Source organism: Streptomyces sp. Tek67B01, from assembly GCF_055231995.1.
Genome location: NZ_JBUYUY010000001.1, coordinates 5,663,096 through 5,680,940, shown reverse-complemented (window position 1 = coordinate 5,680,940; position 17,845 = coordinate 5,663,096). Strand labels below are relative to the sequence as shown.

The following is a 17,845-nucleotide window of genomic DNA, read 5'->3' as shown; positions in this document are numbered from 1 at the left end:
GAACCTAAGTTTCTGGGGAGTCAGGAGAGAAGCCGTGGCTGAAGGACGCGTTCGCACCGTCGGCACCGCCGTCGTCGTACGCACCGAGCGGCTGACGCCGCACATGGTGCGCGTGGTGCTGGGTGGTGACGGCCTGGCCGGATTCGGCGCGGGCGAGTTCACCGACCACTACGTGAAGCTCCTCTTCGCCCCCGAAGGCGTCCGCTACGCGGCCCCCTGGGACCTGGACCGGATCCGCGCGGAACACCCGCGCGAGGAGTGGCCGCGCCAGCGGGCGTACACGGTCCGCAGTTGGGACCCGGTGCACCGGGAGCTGGCCCTCGACTTCGTGGTGCACGGCGACGAGGGCGTGGCCGGGCCTTGGGCCGCCGCCGTCGAGCCGGGCGAGGAGGTACGTTTCCTCGGCCCCGGCGGCGCCTACGCCCCCTCCCCCACGGCGGGCTGGCACCTGCTGGCGGGCGATGAGAGCGCCCTGCCGGCGATCGGCGCGGCGATGGAGCGGATGCCGGTCGGCGCGGTGGTGCGCGCGTTCGTGGAGATCGAGGGCCCGGCCGACGAGCAGAAGATCGCCACCCCTGACGGTGTCGTCCCGGTCTGGCTCCACCGCGGCGACCGCCCGATCGGCGAGGCGTTGCTGGAGGCGGTCTCGGCGCTGGAGTTCCCCTCCCGGGACGTCCACGCCTTCGTCCACGGCGAGGCGGGCTTCGTGAAGGACCTCCGCCACCACCTCCGCGTGGCCCGCGGCATCCCGCGCGACCGCCTCTCCATCTCGGGCTACTGGCGCCTGGGCCAGACGGACGAGGCCTGGCGCGCGATAAAGCGCGACTGGAACGCCAGGGTCGAAGCCGAACAAGAACCCGCCACGGCAGCCTGACCCCACCCAGGCCCGAGCCCCGGGAAACCCAGCCCCGCCGGCGCCCGGGCCCCGGGAAACTCAGCCTCGCCGGCGCGGGAAACCCAGCCCCGCCGGCGCGGAAACCCAGCTTCGCCAGCTTGAGGCGCGGGCAAACCCAGCCCCACCGGCGCTTGAAGCCCGGCCAAATCCAGCCTCGCCGGCGTTTGAGGCGCGGGGCGCGGGGCGGAGCCCCGCAAGCCCGGCGCAGCCGGGACCGCGCAGCGCCACCACCCCCGCGGCGCAGCCCCCAGGCGGGTTCATCCGTTCGGCGGGACACTGACCCCATGCGTACCCTTCACGCACTCGCCACCACCGGCGCCGCCCTCCTCGTCGTGGCGACCACGACGGCCGCCACCACACCCGCCCCGCCGCCACCCCCGCACCCCCTCCTCACCGACGCCGCCGTCGACAAGGCCGTGGCCCGCCTCGACGCCACCGTCGCCGCCATGATGGCCCGCACCGGCGTCCCCGGTGTCTCCGTCGCCGTCGTCCACAACGACAAGGTCATCCACCTCAAGGGCTTCGGCGTCCGCAAGACCGGCGAGAGCGCCACCGTCGACCCCGACACCGTCTTCCAGATCGCCTCCCTCTCCAAGCCCGTCTCCTCCACCGTCGTCGCCGGCGTCCTCAAGGACCCCGCCCAGTGGGACGACCACGTCACCCTCCCCGGCTTCGCGCTCAAGGACCCCTGGGTCACCGACCACGTCACGACGGCCGACCTCTTCTCCCACCGCAGCGGCCTCCCCGACCACGCCGGAGACCTCCTCGAAGACCTCGGCTACGACCGGACGTACATCCTGGACCACCTGCGCCTGGAGCCCCTCACCCCCTTCCGCGCGAGCTACGCCTACACCAACTTCGGCCTCACCGCCGCCGCCGAGGCCATCGCCAGGGCCCACGGCGTCAGCTGGCAGAAGCTCGCCGACGACACCCTCTTCAAGCCCGCCGGCATGACCCGTACCAGCACCCAGTTCTCCGCGTTCGCCCACGCCCCCGACCGCGCCGCCACCCACGTCAAGAACCCCGACGGCACCTGGAGCCCGCGCTTCGTCCGCGACCCCGACGCCCAGGCCCCCGCCGGTGGCGTCAGCTCCACCGCCCGCGACATGGCCCGCTGGATGCGCCTCCAGCTCTCCGGCGGCACCCTCGACGGCAAGCGGATCATCCCCGCGGACACCCTCGCCCGCACCCATCTGCCCGAGATCGTCTCGCAGCCCGTCAACGCCACCGGTACGACCTCGTTCTACGGGCTCGGCTGGAACGTCGGCTACGACGCCGCCGGCCGGGTGCGCCTGAGCCACTCCGGCGCCTTCGACCTCGGCGCCAACACCAGCGTCACGATGCTCCCCCTGGAGCGCCTCGGCATCGTCGTCCTGACCAACGGCGCCCCGGTCGGTCTCGCCGACGCCGTCGCGCTGGACTTCTTCGACTTCGCCGAGCACGGCAAGGCCACCGCCGACTGGCTCGGACTCCTCGCGCAGCTGTACGCGACGATGGACGACACCGGCCACTCGCACACCGACTACGCCCACCCGCCCGCCACCGCGAAACCCGCCAAGGCGGACTCCGCGTACACCGGCACGTACGACAACCCCTACTACGGCAAGGCCACCGTCACCGCGAACCCCGACGGCAGCGGCCTCACCCTCTCCCTGGGCCCGAAACCCCAGCGCTACCCGCTCACCCACTACGACGGCGACACGTTCAGCTTCGAGACCCGGGGCGAGAACGCCGTCGGCCGCACCGGAGCGGTCTTCACCGACGGCAACCTGCGCATCGAGTACCTCGACGCCAACCACCTGGGGACCTTCACCCGGCAGTAGCCGCCCCCTGCCGCCGGCCGGGCAGCGCCTACGCTGGACCCCGATGAGACGCAGATCCCACATCCCTCCAGCGCCCCTGCCCCAGCGGGCCGGCATCGACCCGGTCCGGCTGCGGCTGCCCCCCGACCCGGACGGCCTGTGGCCCGACCTCGGCGCCTACCTGACCGCCCGCTACGCCGGTACCCGAGGCGCCGAGTCCATGGCGCGCCTGTTGGAGTCGGGCCGGGTGCTCGGCCCCGGCGGTCGCGTCCTCGGCCCGGGGGACCCGTACGAGCCGGGCGCGTTCCTGTGGTTCCACCGGGACATGCCGCCCGAGCCGGTCGTGCCGTTCCCGATCCGTGTCGTCCACCGCGACGCGCACCTGCTGGTCGTGGACAAGCCGCACTTCCTGGCCACGACCCCGCGCGGCACCCACGTCTTCCAGACCGCTCTGGCCCGGTTGCGCGCGGAGCTGGAGCTGCCCGCCCTCAGCCCGGCGCACCGCCTCGACCGGATGACCGCCGGACTGGTGATGTTCAGCGTCCGTCCGCAGGACCGCGGCGCCTACCAGTCCCTGTTCGAGCAGCGGAAGGTGTTCAAGGAGTACGAGGCCGTCGCCCCGCACGATCCGCGGGTCCGCCTTCCCCGTACGGTGCGCAGCCACATCGAGAAGGTCCGCGGACAGATGGCGGCGGTGGAGGTACCCGGCGCCGAGCCCAATGCCGAGAGCGTCGTGGAGCTGATCGCCACCCGCGGGGCGCTGGGCTGCTACCGGCTGATCCCTCGTACCGGGCGCACCCACCAGCTGCGGGTGCACATGAACAGTCTGGGCCTGCCGATCCTGGGCGACCCGGTGTACCCGGTGGTCGCCGCGGCGGCGGATCCCGCGGACTACCGGCGCCCGCTCCAACTACTGGCCCGCACCCTCGCCTTCACCGACCCTGTGACGGGGACCGCCCACCGCCTGGAGAGCGGCCTGACCCTGCGGGCCTGGGACGACCTGCCCGGCTGGGAGTCCGGACCCTGAACCGCGCCGGACTCCCGGGCAGCCTCGCGCTCACCCGCCCCGGGCCTTCTCGCTGAGCCCCGCGACCCGCAGCGCCGCGTCGGCGGCGGCCTCCGCGAAGGCCGCGACCGGCCGCGCCGGGTCGGATCGGTGGACGAGCATGACGCCCTCGACGAGTCCGAAGACGAGGTCGTTGCGCAGCGCCAGGCCGGCCTCGTCCCCGGCCAGTTCGGCCCCGACCGAGGTCGCGCGCAGCAACTCCCGGTAGGAGTCCCGCAGTTCCCGGCGCATCCGGTGGAACCGCCCGAAGCGGGCACCGCCCACTTCGGGCAACAGGTAGAGCGCGCCCAGGTTGTACGGGTCTCCGCACAGCAGCAACACATCGGATCGGCACAGCTCCCACAGGCGGCGCGCGCCGGGCAGTGCGGTATCGGCCACCAGCCGCCGGGCCAGCGTCAGCGAGGGCGCGACCGTGGACTCCAGCAGTTCGGCGAGGAGTTCCTCCTTGCCGCCGAAGTAGTGGTACATCGTCGCCTGGCGCATTCCGGCCCGTTCGGCGACGGTCCGCGTGGTGGTCGCCGCGTACCCGTGCACCGTGAACAACTCGGCCGCCGCGCAGAGGAGTTCCTCGCGCGGCGGCCGGTCGCCGTGCCGTCTCACCTGATCGGCGCGTGGTCGACCGACCCGTCTCGGCCCTTCGTCCGCTCCCGCACTCATGCGTCGATCGTCGCACAGGACACGTCGGATCGATCATGGCAAGAGATGAGATCCGGCCTTCCCGCCTCTCGGAGGAAGACCCAAATCCGCTTAGCCGACGGAGCTGTAGGCCACCACACCGCGAAGGAGCTGGTCCACGGCCTTACGGGCATTTCGCGCCACCGTGCTGCCGCCCTGGGAGGACGGCGGAGCGGAGGACGAGGGGGCCGCCGCGGCGATCTGCCCGAGCACGTCGATGACCTGCTTGCACCAGCGCACGAAGTCGCCCGCCGGCATCTCCGCCTCGCGCAGCACCTCGTCCAGGCTCTTGTCGGACGCCCACTGGTAGGCGGCCCACGCGAAGCCGAGGTCCGGCTCGCGCTGGCCCACGCCCTCCGCCTGGTTGATGCGGTGTTCCTCCTCCAGCGCGTCGAGCCGGCCCCAGATGCGGACCATCTCGCCCAACGCCGCCTTCGCCGCGCCGCCCGGCACCTTGGGCGCCACCGCGTCGTCGGACTGGCGCGCCTCGAACACCAACGCCGAGACGCAGGCGGCGAGTTCGGCCGGGTTCAGGCCCTCCCAGACATCCTCGCGCAGACACTCGGACGCCAACAGGTCCAGCTCCCCGTAGAGCCGGGCGAGCCGCTTGCCGTGCACGGTGACCTCGTCCTCGCGCAGGTAGTCCAGCTCGGTCAGCAGGGCGTGGATCCGGTCGAAGGTGCGGGCGATGGTGTTCGTCCGCCCCTCGATGCGCCGTTCCAGTTGCACGGTGTCCCGCTTGAGCCGGTGGTAGCGCTCCGCCCAGCGCGCGTGGTCCTCGCGCTCGTCACAGCCGTGGCAGGGGTGCGCCCGCAGCTCGGCGCGCAGCCGGGCGATCTCGCGGTCGTCGGCCGCGGCGGCCCGCCCGCGCCCGCGCCGTTCCGGGACTATGTGCCCGGCCTTGGCCCGCAGCGCGGACGCCAGGTCCCTACGGGACTGCGGCGAACGGGGGTTGAAGGTCTTCGGGATGCGCATCCGGTCGATCGCCTCCACCGGCACCGGGAAGTCGATCGCGGCGAGCCGCTTGACCTGCCGTTCCACGGTGAGCACCAGCGGCCGCGGCCCCTCGGTGTACTCGTACCCGCGGTGCCCGTTGGACCGTCCTGCCGGCATGCCCGGGTCCAGGACGAGCGCGAGGCCGGCGAACTTGCCGGTCGGCACGTGGATGACGTCACCCGGCTTGAGCTTCTCCAGCGAACCGGCCGCCTGGACGCGCCGCTGCGCCGCGCCCTGCTTGGCCAGCTCCGTCTCGCGGTCCTTGAGGTCGCGGCGCAGCCGCGCGTACTCCTCGAAGTTCCCGAGGTGGCAGGTCATGCCCTCCCGGTAGCCGTCCAGGCCCTCCTCGTTGCGCTGCACCTGCCGGGAGATCCCGACGACCGAGCGGTCGGCCTGGAACTGTGCGAACGAGGTCTCCAGCAGCTCGCGCGAGCGGTGCCGCCCGAACTGCTGCACGAGGTTCACGGCCATGTTGTAGGACGGCTTGAAGCTGGAGCGCAGCGGGTACGTACGGGTGCCCGCGAGCCCGGCGAGCGCCACCGGGTCCATGCCGCGCTGCCACAACACCACCGCGTGGCCCTCGACGTCGATGCCTCGCCGCCCGGCCCTGCCGGTGAGCTGCGTGTACTCGCCGGGGGTGATGTCGGCGTGCTGCTCGCCGTTCCACTTGACCAGCTTCTCCAGGATCACCGTGCGCGCGGGCATGTTGATGCCGAGCGCGAGGGTCTCGGTGGCGAAGACGGCCTTGACCAGGCCCCGGACGAACAGTTCCTCCACGACCTCCTTGAAGGTCGGCAGCATTCCGGCGTGGTGCGCGGCGATGCCCCGCTCCAGCCCCTCCAGCCATTCGTAGTACCCGAGGACGTGCAGATCCTCGGTGGGGATGGACGCGGTCCGTTCCTCGACGATCTCCCGGACCCGCAGGCGGGCGCTGTCGTCGTTGAGGCGCAGCCCCGCGTACAGGCACTGCTGGACGGCGGCCTCGCAGCCGGCGCGACTGAAGATGAAGTTGATGGCCGGGAGGAGGTCCTCGTTGTCGAGGCGGGCGATGACCTCGGGCCGGCTGGGGGTCCAGATCCGGCCGCGGGAGCGCCGCTCGCGCTCGCGGTCGGCCTCGCGGACCATCTTGCCGCGCCGCCGGTCCTTCGGGTTGTACGTGCGGCTGTTCTCCTCCCGCGCCATGCGCAGCAGGTCGGGGTTGACCTCGCGGCGGGCGGAGCCCCGGCCGCCGTGGTCGGACTCCTCCTCGAAGAGGTCGTAGACCTTGCGGCCGGCCATGACGTGCTGCCACAGCGGTACGGGCCGCTCCTCGGAGACGATGACCTCGGTGTCCCCGCGCACGGTGTCGAGCCAGTCGCCGAACTCCTCGGCGTTGGAGACGGTGGCGGAGAGCGAGACCAGGGTCACCGACTCCGGGAGGTGGATGATCACTTCCTCCCAGACGGCGCCGCGGAACCGGTCCGAGAGGTAGTGCACCTCGTCCATGACCACGTAGCCGAGGCCGCGCAGCGACTGGGAGCCCGCGTAGAGCATGTTGCGGAGCACCTCGGTGGTCATCACGACCACCGGCGCCTCGGAGTTGACGCTGTTGTCACCGGTCAGCAGGCCGACCTTCTCGGCGCCGTAGCGCTTGACGAGGTCGGCGTACTTCTGGTTCGACAGCGCCTTGATCGGCGTGGTGTAGAAGCACTTGCGGCCCTGCGCCAGCGCGAGGTGCACGGCGAACTCGCCGACGATCGTCTTGCCCGAACCGGTGGGGGCGGCGACGAGGACGCCCTTGCCCGTCTCCAGGGCCCGGCAGGCCTCGACCTGGTACGGGTCCAGGTCGAATTCGTACATCTCGCGGAAGGGAGCCAGGGCGGTGGCCTCTTCGGCGGCGCGGAGCCGGGCGGCGGCGTACCGCTGCGCGGGTGAGAGTTCTTCGGTCATCTTGTCTTCGAGCCTACCCGCCGCCTGTGACAACAGTCGGATCTTTACGGGGAGCTCGATGACCGGCCCCGGGCCCGCGCCCGGGCCCGGGGGCCGGGCCCGGGCGCGGGCCCGTCAGGTCGCGTCGTCGTAGCCGTTGATCCGCTCGCGCCCGCCGTCGTCCTGCACGGGCAGCGCCGAGGGGAGCGGGGCGGCCTCGACCGCGCCGATGGGCGCGGGCGTCAGGTCCAGGGCGGAGGCCTCGTCGTCGTCGAGGTCGGCGTCGGGGTTGCGGCGCCCCCGCCTGCGGTCGTTGATCAGGCACAGGCCGAGCGCGAGGAAGTACAGGGCGATGATCGGGGCGGCCAGCGACATCATGGTGAGCGGGTCACCGGTGGGCGTCGCGAACGCCGCGAAGATCGTGATGCCGAGCACCATGATCCGCCACCAGCTCGCCAGCCGTTTCGCGGTCAGCACACCGGTGAAGTTCAGCAGGATCAGCAGCAGCGGCAGCTCGAAGGCGAGACCGAAGACGACGACCATGCGCGTGACCAGGTCGAGGTAGTCGTCGACCGGCAACAGGTTGCGCGCGTTGTCCGGCGTGAACTCCAGCAGGATCATCGCGGTCTGCGGGAGGATCTTGTACGCGAGGACGGCGCCGGCCGCGAACAGCGGCGCTCCGGCCCCCACGAACCCGACGGCGTACTTCTTCTCGTGGCTGTGCAGACCGGGGGCGACGAACGCCCACAACTGGTAGAGCCACACCGGCGCCGAGAGCACCACGCCGGCGGTGAGCGAGACCTTCAGGGCGATCGAGAACGGCGCGATGAGGCCGTTCACCGTCATGTCGGCGCAGGGACGGCCGTTGCGCTGCGAGACCACACCGTTGGTGCAGCCCACGGAGTCCAGCATCGGCTTCAGCATGAAGTCGATGAGGTGCTTGTAGAAGAAGGCCGCCACCACGGTGATCACGAGGATCGCCAGGACCGACTTCAGCAAGCGGTTTCTCAGCTCACGCAGGTGCTCGACAAGGGGCATACGCCCTTCGGCGTCCTTGTTCGCTTGACCCTGCTTGCGGGCAGACTTGAGCAACCCACGTCCCTTGTCTCGTTGCAGATGACTGGCGTGACCGGTGAGGCCGCGAACCGTCAGCCCTGGGTGGTGCGGTTCGGCTCGCCGACCGGACGGGCGCTGGTGACGTCACCGGGCGAGGCCTGGATCGTGCGCGTGACGGTCGGCTGCTGCGGGGCCTGGTCGGCGACCGGGGCGGCGGCGACGTCCTCGGCCTGCCCGTCCTGCTTCATCGCCTTGGCCTCGCTCTTGAGGATGCGGGCCGACTTACCGAGGGAGCGCGCCATGTCGGGGAGCTTCTTGGCACCGAAGAGCAGGAAGACCACGGCGATGATCAGGAGGAGTTCAAGAGGCTTCAGGTTGCCGATCATGGGCTGACTTCCTTCTCACCGAAACGGCTGGTTGGGGTGGCGGGCGGCCCGGGCCGAAGATCCCGTCACCGCTCCTGCATGGATCGTAACCCCCGGGGGTTAACGCCAGGCAATCCCCCGGTGCTCTCCGCCCACTGCGGCGCGGTCGGGCCCGGACCCGGTCAGGGGATGGTACGACCCCGTACCCGAGGTTTCTACGAGGGTACGCCTACCGGCTCGCGGCCCGACCGGCGCGGGCCAGGTCCGACGCGGCCCGCTCCAGGTCGCCGGCGGCCTCGGTGACCCGGCGGCTGGCCTCGGTCACCTGCGCCGACAGCCGCCGCACCTCCAGGAAGACCCGCACGGCCGGCACCGCCAGCACGACGAGACCCAGGAATCCCAGGGCAATTGCGAGCATCGGCCACATCATGGGAGGAGCCTAGCGCCGCCGGCGCCTCAGACGCTGCGCAGGGTGCTCACTCCGCCGCCCGTGAGCAGCTCCACGATCCGTTCCCCGGCCGGCTTGCGCACCTGCGCCCCGCACTCGGGGCACGTGAACGAGTAGAAGGTGCTGCGGCGGCTGCCGCCGATCGCCAGGCGCAGCGCGCCCGCCGCGAGCTCGAAACGCCCCCGGCACTGCGGACACCCCGCCTTGAAGGTGACCGGAGCGCCCCCCGGTGATGACGGCATCGCTCCCCCTAGCCCTGTTCCCCGTATCCCGCGAGTGCCGCTCGTGCGGCGCTGCGCGCGCTCTGCGCCAGCTCCGGAGGCGACACGATCCGCCCCTCCCGGCCGAGCCGCAGCGCGAGCCGGCGCAGCGACGCCGGGTCCGGGCTGCGCAGCGTGATCCGCAGACCGCCCCCGGCCAGTTCCTCGGCGCTGTCGTGCGGGTAGTACTCGGCGACCCAGCGGCCGCCGGGGCCGACCTCGACCACGACCTCCGGGTCCTCCGCGGCCGGCTGGACCAGCCCCTCGGACAGGTCGCGGGGCTCGATCGCCGGCGGATCGGCCCGCTCGTCCAGCAGCCGGATCTCCGCGACCCGGTCCAGGCGGAAGGTGCGCCGGGCCTCGGAGAGGTGGCACCACCCCTCCATGTACGTGTGCCCCACCGCGAACAGCCGGATCGGGTCGACCGTACGCTCGGTCAGCTCGTCCCGCGCGGGCGAGTAGTAGCGCAGCCAGAGCCGCCGGCGCTCCGCGATGGCCCGGTCGACGTCCGCGAAGACCCCGCCCTCGGACTCGAAGGTCACCGACAGTCGGGAGCTGGCGCCCGCCGCCTCGCCGGCGGCCGCCTCCAGCTTCGCGGTGGCCCGCAGCAGGGCGTCCCGGTCGCTCTCGCGCAGCCCGGGCAGGGTCGCCACCGCGCGGGCGGCCACCAAAAGCGCGGTCGCCTCGTCCGCGGCCAACCGCAGCGGCTCGGCCGTCGACTCCCCCGACGCGTCGGGGTTGCGCCACCAGATGCGCTCCCCGTCGGTGTCGATGTCGAGCAGGTCCCCGCCCCGGAAACTCGTCCCGCACATCGGCAGCACGTCGAGGTCCGAGATCAGCTCGTCCTCGGTGATCCCGAAGGCGCGCGCGACATCGGCGACGTGCGCCCCGGGGCGTTCGCGCAGATACGTCACCAAGGACAGCATCCGGCGGGTCTGGTCAATGGCGTTCGCAGCCATGCTGGTACGTCTCCCCCTCAGGGCGTGCGTTCATGACATCCGAGCGGTACGGATTTCCCCGGCGCGGCCGCTCCCCGCCGCGGCCGGTCAGCCGAGCGCGACGGCGCGCAACCGGTCCACCACGTCCGCACGCAGGTCGGCGGGCTCCACCACCACCACGTCCGGGCCGAACTCCACCAGCCAGGCGTCCAGACCGTGCCCGTACGGGATCTCCAGTTCGTCCCAGCCGTCGGTGCCCTCCTCGACCGAGGCGGCCTTGGCCCGCAGGGGGTATCCGGACCCGGCGCGCAACCGGATGCGCGCGGTGCGGTCCGCGCTCTCACCGGCCCAGCTCGCCACGGTCTCCCGCACCGTCACCACGTCCGGCACCGGCGCGGTGTACTTGCCGGCCCGCGAGCGGACCTTGCCGGTGATCCGCGACAGCCGGAACACCCGCTCCGCCCCGCGGTCGCGATCGAAGCCCGCCAGGTACCAGTGGCCCCGCCAGCACTCCAGCGCCCACGGCTCGACCTGTCGGGCCTCGGGGTGGGCCGCGGTGGACTTGCGGTAGTCGAACACCACCGGCCGCCGGTCCCGGCAAGCCAGCATCAGCGGCTCGAAGGCCGCCTCGTGCACCGGGATGCGCGGCTCGATCGCGCTGTGCTGGCCCTCGTACGGGTCGCCGGCCTCCGGCATCCCGCCCGCGCGCAGCTTTTGCAGCGCCCCGCTGGCGGCGCCCGCCAGCCGGGCCTGCTGCCACACCTTGGCCGCCAGCCCCAGGGCGGCGGCCTCCTCGGCGTCCAGGGAGACGGGCGGCAGCCGGTTGCTGTCCCGGCGGGCCAGGTAGCCGGTCTCGCCCTCCAGGTTCTCCACCGTCTCGATCACCAGACCGAGTTCCCGCAGATCGTCCTTGTCCCGCTCGAACATGCGGTTGAAGGACTCGTCGTTCCCCGCTTCCAAGTACGCCTCGATGGACGCCCGCAGCTCACGCTTGCTCAGCGGCCTACGGGTCCCCAGCAGGCACAACGCCAGGTTCATCAGCCGCTCGGCCTTGGCAATCGCCATCGACGCCCTTCCGCCCTTCCCCACGTACACCCGCCGGCGTACACACCCGTGACCGTGACCGTACCGCCCCGGAGGTCCCCCGCAAAAGCGAGGGCCCCCGCCTCACGGCAGGGGCCCCACGGCTGTGACAGCGCGGTCGATCAGGCGGACATCAGGTCACAGACGAAGATCAGCGTCTCGCCCGGGGCGATCACGCCGCCGCCCGCGCCACGGTCACCGTACGCGAGATGCGCGGGAATCGTGATCTTGCGGCGGCCGCCGACCTTCATGCCCTGGACGCCCTGGTCCCAGCCCTTGATGACCTGGCCGACACCCAGCTGGAAGTCCAGCGGGGCGCCGCGGTTCCAGGAGGCGTCGAACTCCTCGCCGGTCGAGAACGCCACACCCACGTAGTGGACCTTGACGAACGCGCCGGCCTTGGCCTCGGCGCCGTCGCCCACCCAGATGTCCTCGATCACGAGGTCGGTCGGGGCGGGGCCCTCGGGGAAGTCGATCTCGGGCTTCTCGAGCTTGTCGCTCACGGAACTGCTCCTCATACGAACCAACAGGGGGCGCCTCCCGGCCCGGGGGCCGGGGGAAACCGGAACCAGTCTTACATCACCGCGAGGATGTCGAGGCTGAACACCAGCGTCGAATTGGCGGGGATCGTCCCCTGCTCCTTGTCACCGAACGCCTGGTCCGGCGGGATCACCAGCAGGACGCGGCTGCCGGCCTTCTTGCCGAGGATGCCGTCCTTGAGACCCTTGACCGACAGATCGGACAGCGGCCACGTCACCACCGTGTCGGTGGCGTACGTGCTCTCGAAGGTCTTGTCGTCCTTCCACGTCTTGCCGTTGAACTTCACCACGACCGTGTCGGTGTCCTTCACGACCGGGCCGTCGCTCTCCAGGACGTAGTTCGAGACCAGCTTCGTCGGCGGGGCGCTGTCCTTCGGGACGGTCACGGACACTTCCTTGCCGTCCGTGTTCGTACCGATCTTCGGCAGGTCCTTGTCGTCCTGCGGCACTTCCTTGCCCGTCGCCGAGACCGGGACGCTCGCACCCTTGACGATGTCCACCACGAACACGAGCGTGGCGTTCGGCTTGATCTTGTCGCCCGAACCCTGCGCCCCGTAACCGAGGTCCGGCGGAATCACCAGCTCGACGCGGCTGCCGACCTTCTGACCCTGCAGACCCTGGTCCCAGCCCTTGATGACCATGCCCGCGCCGAGGGTCACGTCGAAGGTCTTGCCCTTGCTGAAACTCTCGTCGAAGGGCTCCTTGCCGTCCCACACCTGGCCGTAGTAATTGACCTGGGCGACGTCCTTGGCCTTCAGCACCGGGCCCTTGCCCTCGCTGATGACCGCCACCTTCAACTGCTTCGGCGGGTCGCCCTTCCCCTTCGACAGGGTCGGCTTCTCCCCGAACTTGGCGCCCTTCGTGATCGCGGGCACCCCGTTCTTCATCTGGGCGGAGTCGGAGCCGCCGTCGTCACCGCAGGCTGCCGTCGTCAGCAGCAGAAGGGGTACGACCAGCAGGCCGGCAAGTCGGCGCACGTGTTCCTCAGATCTCAGACGGCAACGGTCGCCCGCCACTCTAAGGCGTGGACGGGGCCCCGTACGAGATGCGTACGGGGCCCCGGCCAAGATCAGTGGGATGTCACACTTTGCCGCCACCCACCGGCGCGCTACATACCGGCGATCAGCTTCTCCACCCGGTCGTCCACCGAACGGAACGGGTCCTTGCACAGCACCGTGCGCTGCGCCTGGTCGTTCAGCTTCAGGTGCACCCAGTCGACGGTGAAGTCCCGCCGCTGCTCCTGCGCCCGGCGGATGAAGTCGCCGCGCAGCCGGGCCCTCGTCGTCTGCGGGGGCACCGACTTGCCCTCGAAGATCTTGAGGTCGTTGCAGATCCGAGCCGCCTGCCCCTTGCGCTCCAGCAGGTAGTACAGCCCGCGCCGGCGGTGGATGTCGTGGTACGCGAGGTCTATCTGGGCGACCCGCGGATTGGACATCGTCATGTTGTGCTTGCCCCGGTACCGCTCGATCAGCTGGTACTTCATGACCCAGTCGATCTCGGTCCCGATCCGGTCCAGGTCCTCCGCCTCGATCGCGTCGAGGGTACGGCCCCACAGCTCCAGCACCTGCTCCACGACACCCGTACGGATGCCCCGACGCTCGGCGAAGTCCAAGGCCTTGTCGTAGTACTCGCGCTGGATCTCCAACGCGGAGGCCTCGCGCCCACTGGCGAGCCGCACCTTGCGCTGACCGGTGATGTCGTGGCTGACCTCACGGATCGCCCGGATCGGATTCTCCAGGGTCAGGTCCCGCATCACGGTCCCCGCCTCGATCATCCGCAGCACCAGGTCCGTGGCCCCCACCTTGAGCAGCATGGTCGTCTCGGACATGTTCGAGTCCCCGACGATCACGTGCAGCCGGCGGTACCGCTCCGCGTCCGCGTGCGGCTCGTCCCGCGTGTTGATGATCGGCCGCGACCGGGTCGTGGCCGAGCTGACGCCCTCCCAGATGTGCTCGGCGCGCTGGCTCACGCAGTACACCGCGCCCCGGGGCGTCTGCAGGACCTTGCCCGCACCACAGATCAGCTGGCGCGTGACGAGGAACGGAATGAGGATGTCCGCCAGGCGGGAGAATTCACCGTGCCGGGCCACCAGATAGTTCTCGTGGCAGCCGTACGAATTGCCCGCCGAGTCGGTGTTGTTCTTGAAGAGGTAGACGTCGCCCGCGATCCCCTCCTCGTGCAGGCGACGTTCGGCGTCGACGAGCAGGCCTTCGAGAATGCGCTCGCCGGCCTTGTCGTGAGTGACCAGCTCGGTCAGGTTGTCGCATTCGGGTGTTGCATATTCCGGATGCGAACCCACGTCGAGGTAGAGGCGGGCGCCGTTCCGCAGGAAGACATTGCTGCTGCGGCCCCATGACACAACACGGCGGAAGAGGTAGCGCGCCACTTCGTCAGGTGACAGTCGGCGCTGTCCCCTGAACGTGCACGTGACGCCGTACTCGTTCTCCAGCCCGAAAATGCGGCGGTCCATGACTGAACATTACGCCTTCTGCCCTCTTCTGAAACCGGGTTCGAGAGCGGGGTTCGGATCAGTTTCCCGCGAAGGGCTCCGACACGCCGTCCGCACGGGCCCCACCGGCCTGCCCCGGGACCTGCCCCACACCCTCCGCGACCGCCCCCACCACAGCCCGGCCGCGCCCGGCCGACGCCAACACCCGCTGAGTGGCCATCAGCACCAGCAGCGCCGCGCCACCCGCAACGCCGGCCACGCCGAAACCGGCCGCCGTACCCCCCAGTTCCACCGCCGGACCGGCCGCCGCCGTCCCGATCGCCGCCCCCACCCCGAAGAAGGTCACCAACCACGAGAACGCCTCCGTCACCGTCCCCGCCGGCGCGTGCCGGTCCACCACGATGAACGCACAGGCGATCGCGGGAGCCAGGAACACCCCCGCCAACGCCGTCAGCGCCGTCATCGCCACCGCCCCCGGCACCAGCGTCAACGGCAGGTAACACACCGCCAGCAACGCCACCAACAGCCGCAGCCGCCGCTCCGGCGCCCCCGTCCACTGCCGGGCCCCGTACAGCACCCCACCGACCAGCGCGCCCAACCCCAGAGCCGCCATCAACCGGCCGTACACCGCCTGCCCGCCATGACCGTCCGCGTACGCCATGCCCGCCACCGTGATCGACCCCAGCGCCGTACCCACGAAGAAGAACGCGCCCAGCAACGCCAGCAGACCGCGCGAACGCAACGCGCCCAGCCAGTGCGCCTCACGCGGCGCCGAACGCCACGCCCGCGAAGGCTCCGACACCACCACCGACAGCGCGCCCAACACCCCGATGGCGTTCAGCAGCACCAGCGCGACCGCCGGGTCCCACAGCGACACGAACAAGGTCACCAGCAGCGGACCGACCGTGAACATGACCTCCTGGGCCACCGCGTCCATCGCGTACGCGGCATGGACCCGCTCCTCCCTGCCCCCCAGCACCGACGGCCACAGCGCCCGCAGACCCCCCTCCAGCGGCGGCGTGAACAACCCCGCCACCACCACCGCCGGGTACGCCACACCCACCGACCCCGTCCCCGCGAGCGCCAGCCACACCATGCCCAGCGCCGACACCACCGCCGCCGGCAACTGCACCCGCGGCTGCCCGAACAGGTCCACCGCCCGACCCAACAACGGCTGCCCCACCGCGTTCGCGACCCCGTACACGGCCGCCAACGCCCCCGCGAGGCTGTAGCTGCCACCCTCCGCCCGGGTGAACAACACGATCGCGATCGGCGCCGTCGCGTTCGGCAGCCGCCCTATGAGCGTCCCCGCCAGCAGCCTCGCGGCATGCCGGGTTTTGAGCAGCTCCGCATAACCCGCGGCCATGTCCGCCCCTTTCTGCCCGGAACAAGCCGGAGTAATACGTATAACGTGACCCGCCATACGTACCATGGCCACAACCCGCCAGTCCAGACGACCCCCACCCCACCCAGCCCCCACACCCCCCGTGACCTCGGACAACAGGAGCCCCGCGTGACGAGACCCACCAGCCGGGACGTCGCCACCGCCGCCGGGGTCTCCCAAGCCACCGTCTCCCTCGTCCTCGGCGACAAATGGCGCGGCCGCGTCTCCGAACGCACCGCCGCCCTCGTCCGCGAAACCGCCGCACACATCGGCTACCGCCCCAACCTCGCCGCCCGCAACCTCCGCCTCGGCAGCACCCGCACCGCCCTCCTCGTCGTCCCCGCCCTCACCAACGAATTCTTCGCCCGCGTCTACACCGGCGCCGCCCAAGTCGCCGCCGAACACGGCTTCGGCGTCGTCCTCTACCCCTCCCCCGACGGCACCGGCCCCGCCCGCGACCCCTTCGCCTCCGCCCGCGCCGCCCTCGACGGAGTCATCGCCTCCTCCATGGCCGCCGACGCCCTCGACGCCATCGGCGGCAACGGCCTCCCCCTCGTCATGCTCGACAGCGACCCCGCCTCACACACCGCCGCCGCCCACGTCAACCTCGCCATGGCCGACGGCATGCGCCAAACCACCGAGCACCTCCTCGCCCTCGGCCACCGCCGCTTCCTCCACCTCGCCTCCGCCGTCGACTCCTGGACCTTCCGCATCCGCGCCCGCGCCCTCGCCGACCTCCTCCAAGCCCCCGCCGAGCTGCGCACCGTACGCGCCCCCCTCACCGTCACCGGCGCCCGCACCGCCCTGGAAGCCGCCCTCACCACCCCCGGCACCCGCCCCACCGCCGTCATCTGCGACGACGACATCCTCGCCGCCGGCGCCTGCAAGGCCGCCCGCCGCCTCGGCCTGCGCGTCCCCGACGACCTCTCCGTCACCGGCTTCGACGACCTCGCCCTCGCCACCGCCGTCGAACCCGAACTCACCACCGTCCGCCTGCCCGCCGAACAGGTCGGCCGCCAGGGCATGACCGCCCTCCTCGCCGTCCTCGAAGGCACCGACTGGTCCGCCCCCGACATCCCCGTCGAACTCGTCGTCCGCGACTCCTCCGGCCCCGCCCCCAAGGCCTGAACCCGCGAAACCCCGACACGCGAAAAGCCCCGACCCACCCTCACGGGCGGACCGGGGCTCCCCCGAAACGCACTACTCCGCGTCGTCCTCCGGACCCTCGTCATTGGACACCGCGTCGGCCTGCGCCGCCGCCGGTACGTCCGCCTCCAACAGCCGCGCCAACTGCCGGCCCCTGATCCGCTTGAACTTCCGCTGCTGCGGCCGCGTCCGGTCCAGCACCGCGACCTCCAACCGCTCGGCCGGAATCGACTTGTCCGCGCCGTTCGCCTGGCTCGACAGCGCCTGCACCGCCAACTTCAACGCCTCGGACAGCGTCATGCCGTCCTGGTGCCGCTGATCGAGGAACGTACTGATCTGCTCGGCATTGCCACCGACCGCGACCGAACCGTGCTCGTCCACGATCGACCCGTCATGCGGCAACCGGTAGATCTGGTCCCCCGCGGCCGTCGCACCGACCTCGGCCACGACCAGCTCCACCTCGTACGGCTTCTCGCCCGCGCTGGAGAAGATGGTGCCGAGCGTCTGCGCGTACACGTTCGCCAGGCCACGGGCCGTCACATCGTCACGGTCATAGGTGTACCCGCGCAGATCCGCGTACCGCACACCACCGATCCGCAGGTTCTCGTACTCGTTGTACTTGCCGGCGGCCGCGAAGCCGATCCGGTCATAGATCTCGCTGAACTTGTGCAGCGCACGGGACGGGTTCTCCCCGACGAACACGATGCCGTCGGCATACTGGAGCACGACAAGGCTGCGACCGCGGGCGATGCCCTTCCGGGCGTATTCCGCCCGGTCGGCCATGGCCTGCTGGGGTGACACATAGAACGGAGTCGACACCGGCTGTCCGTCCCTT

At 71.3% G+C, this 17,845-nt stretch carries 17 protein-coding genes; 4 read left to right on the top strand and 13 right to left on the bottom strand.

The genetic code is table 11. The features are described 5' to 3' along the window. The first annotated feature begins 34 nt into the window (after positions 1-34). The 3 genes from ACV7NM_RS25505 to ACV7NM_RS25495 all read left to right on the top strand — a co-directional run bounded on the left by ACV7NM_RS25505 (position 35) and on the right by ACV7NM_RS25495 (position 3,724). Positions 35-874, top strand: coding sequence for a siderophore-interacting protein (locus ACV7NM_RS25505; RefSeq protein ID WP_463412463.1), 840 nt, complete (start codon positions 35-37; stop codon positions 872-874). Between the two features lie 305 nt (positions 875-1,179). Beyond that, a complete protein-coding gene (locus ACV7NM_RS25500) occupies positions 1,180-2,718 on the top strand; it encodes a serine hydrolase (RefSeq protein WP_463412462.1) in 1,539 nt (512 codons plus the stop codon). 43 nt (positions 2,719-2,761) lie between these two features. Continuing rightward, positions 2,762-3,724 (top strand): pseudouridine synthase, encoded by a 963-nt coding sequence (locus tag ACV7NM_RS25495; protein WP_463412461.1) that lies wholly within the window; start codon positions 2,762-2,764, stop codon positions 3,722-3,724. A 30-nt stretch (positions 3,725-3,754) separates the two neighbouring features. Here the strand turns inward: ACV7NM_RS25495 and ACV7NM_RS25490 are convergent, their stop codons facing one another. The 12 genes from ACV7NM_RS25490 to ACV7NM_RS25435 all read right to left on the bottom strand — a co-directional run bounded on the left by ACV7NM_RS25490 (position 3,755) and on the right by ACV7NM_RS25435 (position 15,846). Next, entirely contained in the window at positions 3,755-4,420 is a 666-nt protein-coding gene (locus tag ACV7NM_RS25490; protein WP_463412460.1) for a TetR/AcrR family transcriptional regulator, read from the bottom strand. Positions 4,421-4,510: 90 nt separating this feature from the next. Continuing rightward, on the bottom strand, positions 4,511-7,363 hold the full coding sequence (locus ACV7NM_RS25485) for a DEAD/DEAH box helicase (RefSeq protein ID WP_463412459.1): 2,853 nt from the start codon (positions 7,361-7,363) through the stop codon (positions 4,511-4,513). A 114-nt stretch (positions 7,364-7,477) separates the two neighbouring features. Continuing rightward, positions 7,478-8,434 carry a twin-arginine translocase subunit TatC gene (gene tatC, locus ACV7NM_RS25480; RefSeq protein ID WP_463412458.1) on the bottom strand — a complete coding sequence of 319 codons (957 nt, stop codon included), beginning with the start codon at positions 8,432-8,434 and terminating at the stop codon, positions 7,478-7,480. Between the two features lie 56 nt (positions 8,435-8,490). Further along, positions 8,491-8,784 (bottom strand): Sec-independent protein translocase subunit TatA, encoded by a 294-nt coding sequence (gene tatA, locus ACV7NM_RS25475; protein ID WP_463412457.1) that lies wholly within the window; start codon positions 8,782-8,784, stop codon positions 8,491-8,493. 208 nt (positions 8,785-8,992) lie between these two features. Further along, complete coding sequence (locus tag ACV7NM_RS25470) at positions 8,993-9,193, bottom strand: hypothetical protein (protein ID WP_463412456.1); 201 nt, start codon at positions 9,191-9,193, stop codon at positions 8,993-8,995. A 26-nt stretch (positions 9,194-9,219) separates the two neighbouring features. Further along, the gene (locus ACV7NM_RS25465) at positions 9,220-9,453 is read right to left on the bottom strand and encodes a hypothetical protein (RefSeq protein WP_463412455.1); all 234 of its coding nucleotides are present in this window, start codon (positions 9,451-9,453) and stop codon (positions 9,220-9,222) included. An 8-nt stretch (positions 9,454-9,461) separates the two neighbouring features. Further along, positions 9,462-10,430 (bottom strand): helix-turn-helix transcriptional regulator, encoded by a 969-nt coding sequence (locus ACV7NM_RS25460; protein WP_463412454.1) that lies wholly within the window; start codon positions 10,428-10,430, stop codon positions 9,462-9,464. An 87-nt stretch (positions 10,431-10,517) separates the two neighbouring features. Beyond that, complete coding sequence (locus tag ACV7NM_RS25455; protein ID WP_463412453.1) at positions 10,518-11,474, bottom strand: helix-turn-helix transcriptional regulator; 957 nt, start codon at positions 11,472-11,474, stop codon at positions 10,518-10,520. 140 nt (positions 11,475-11,614) lie between these two features. Continuing rightward, positions 11,615-12,010: an FKBP-type peptidyl-prolyl cis-trans isomerase gene (locus tag ACV7NM_RS25450; RefSeq protein ID WP_463412452.1), complete on the bottom strand. Its 396-nt coding sequence runs from the start codon at positions 12,008-12,010 to the stop codon at positions 11,615-11,617. A 56-nt stretch (positions 12,011-12,066) separates the two neighbouring features. Next, positions 12,067-13,008 carry an FKBP-type peptidyl-prolyl cis-trans isomerase gene (locus tag ACV7NM_RS25445; protein WP_463412451.1) on the bottom strand — a complete coding sequence of 314 codons (942 nt, stop codon included), beginning with the start codon at positions 13,006-13,008 and terminating at the stop codon, positions 12,067-12,069. Between the two features lie 131 nt (positions 13,009-13,139). Next, a complete protein-coding gene (pafA, locus tag ACV7NM_RS25440; protein WP_136211119.1) occupies positions 13,140-14,501 on the bottom strand; it encodes a Pup--protein ligase in 1,362 nt (453 codons plus the stop codon). Between the two features lie 58 nt (positions 14,502-14,559). After that, entirely contained in the window at positions 14,560-15,846 is a 1,287-nt protein-coding gene (locus ACV7NM_RS25435; RefSeq protein ID WP_463412450.1) for an MFS transporter, read from the bottom strand. Between the two features lie 147 nt (positions 15,847-15,993). Between ACV7NM_RS25435 and ACV7NM_RS25430 the strand changes: the two genes are divergently transcribed. Continuing rightward, the gene (locus tag ACV7NM_RS25430; RefSeq protein ID WP_463412449.1) at positions 15,994-16,992 is read left to right on the top strand and encodes a LacI family DNA-binding transcriptional regulator; all 999 of its coding nucleotides are present in this window, start codon (positions 15,994-15,996) and stop codon (positions 16,990-16,992) included. Between the two features lie 72 nt (positions 16,993-17,064). Here ACV7NM_RS25430 and prcA read toward each other — a convergent pair whose 3' ends face one another. Continuing rightward, positions 17,065-17,829 carry a proteasome subunit alpha gene (prcA, locus tag ACV7NM_RS25425; protein ID WP_136211123.1) on the bottom strand — a complete coding sequence of 255 codons (765 nt, stop codon included), beginning with the start codon at positions 17,827-17,829 and terminating at the stop codon, positions 17,065-17,067. Positions 17,830-17,845: the final 16 nt, after the last annotated feature.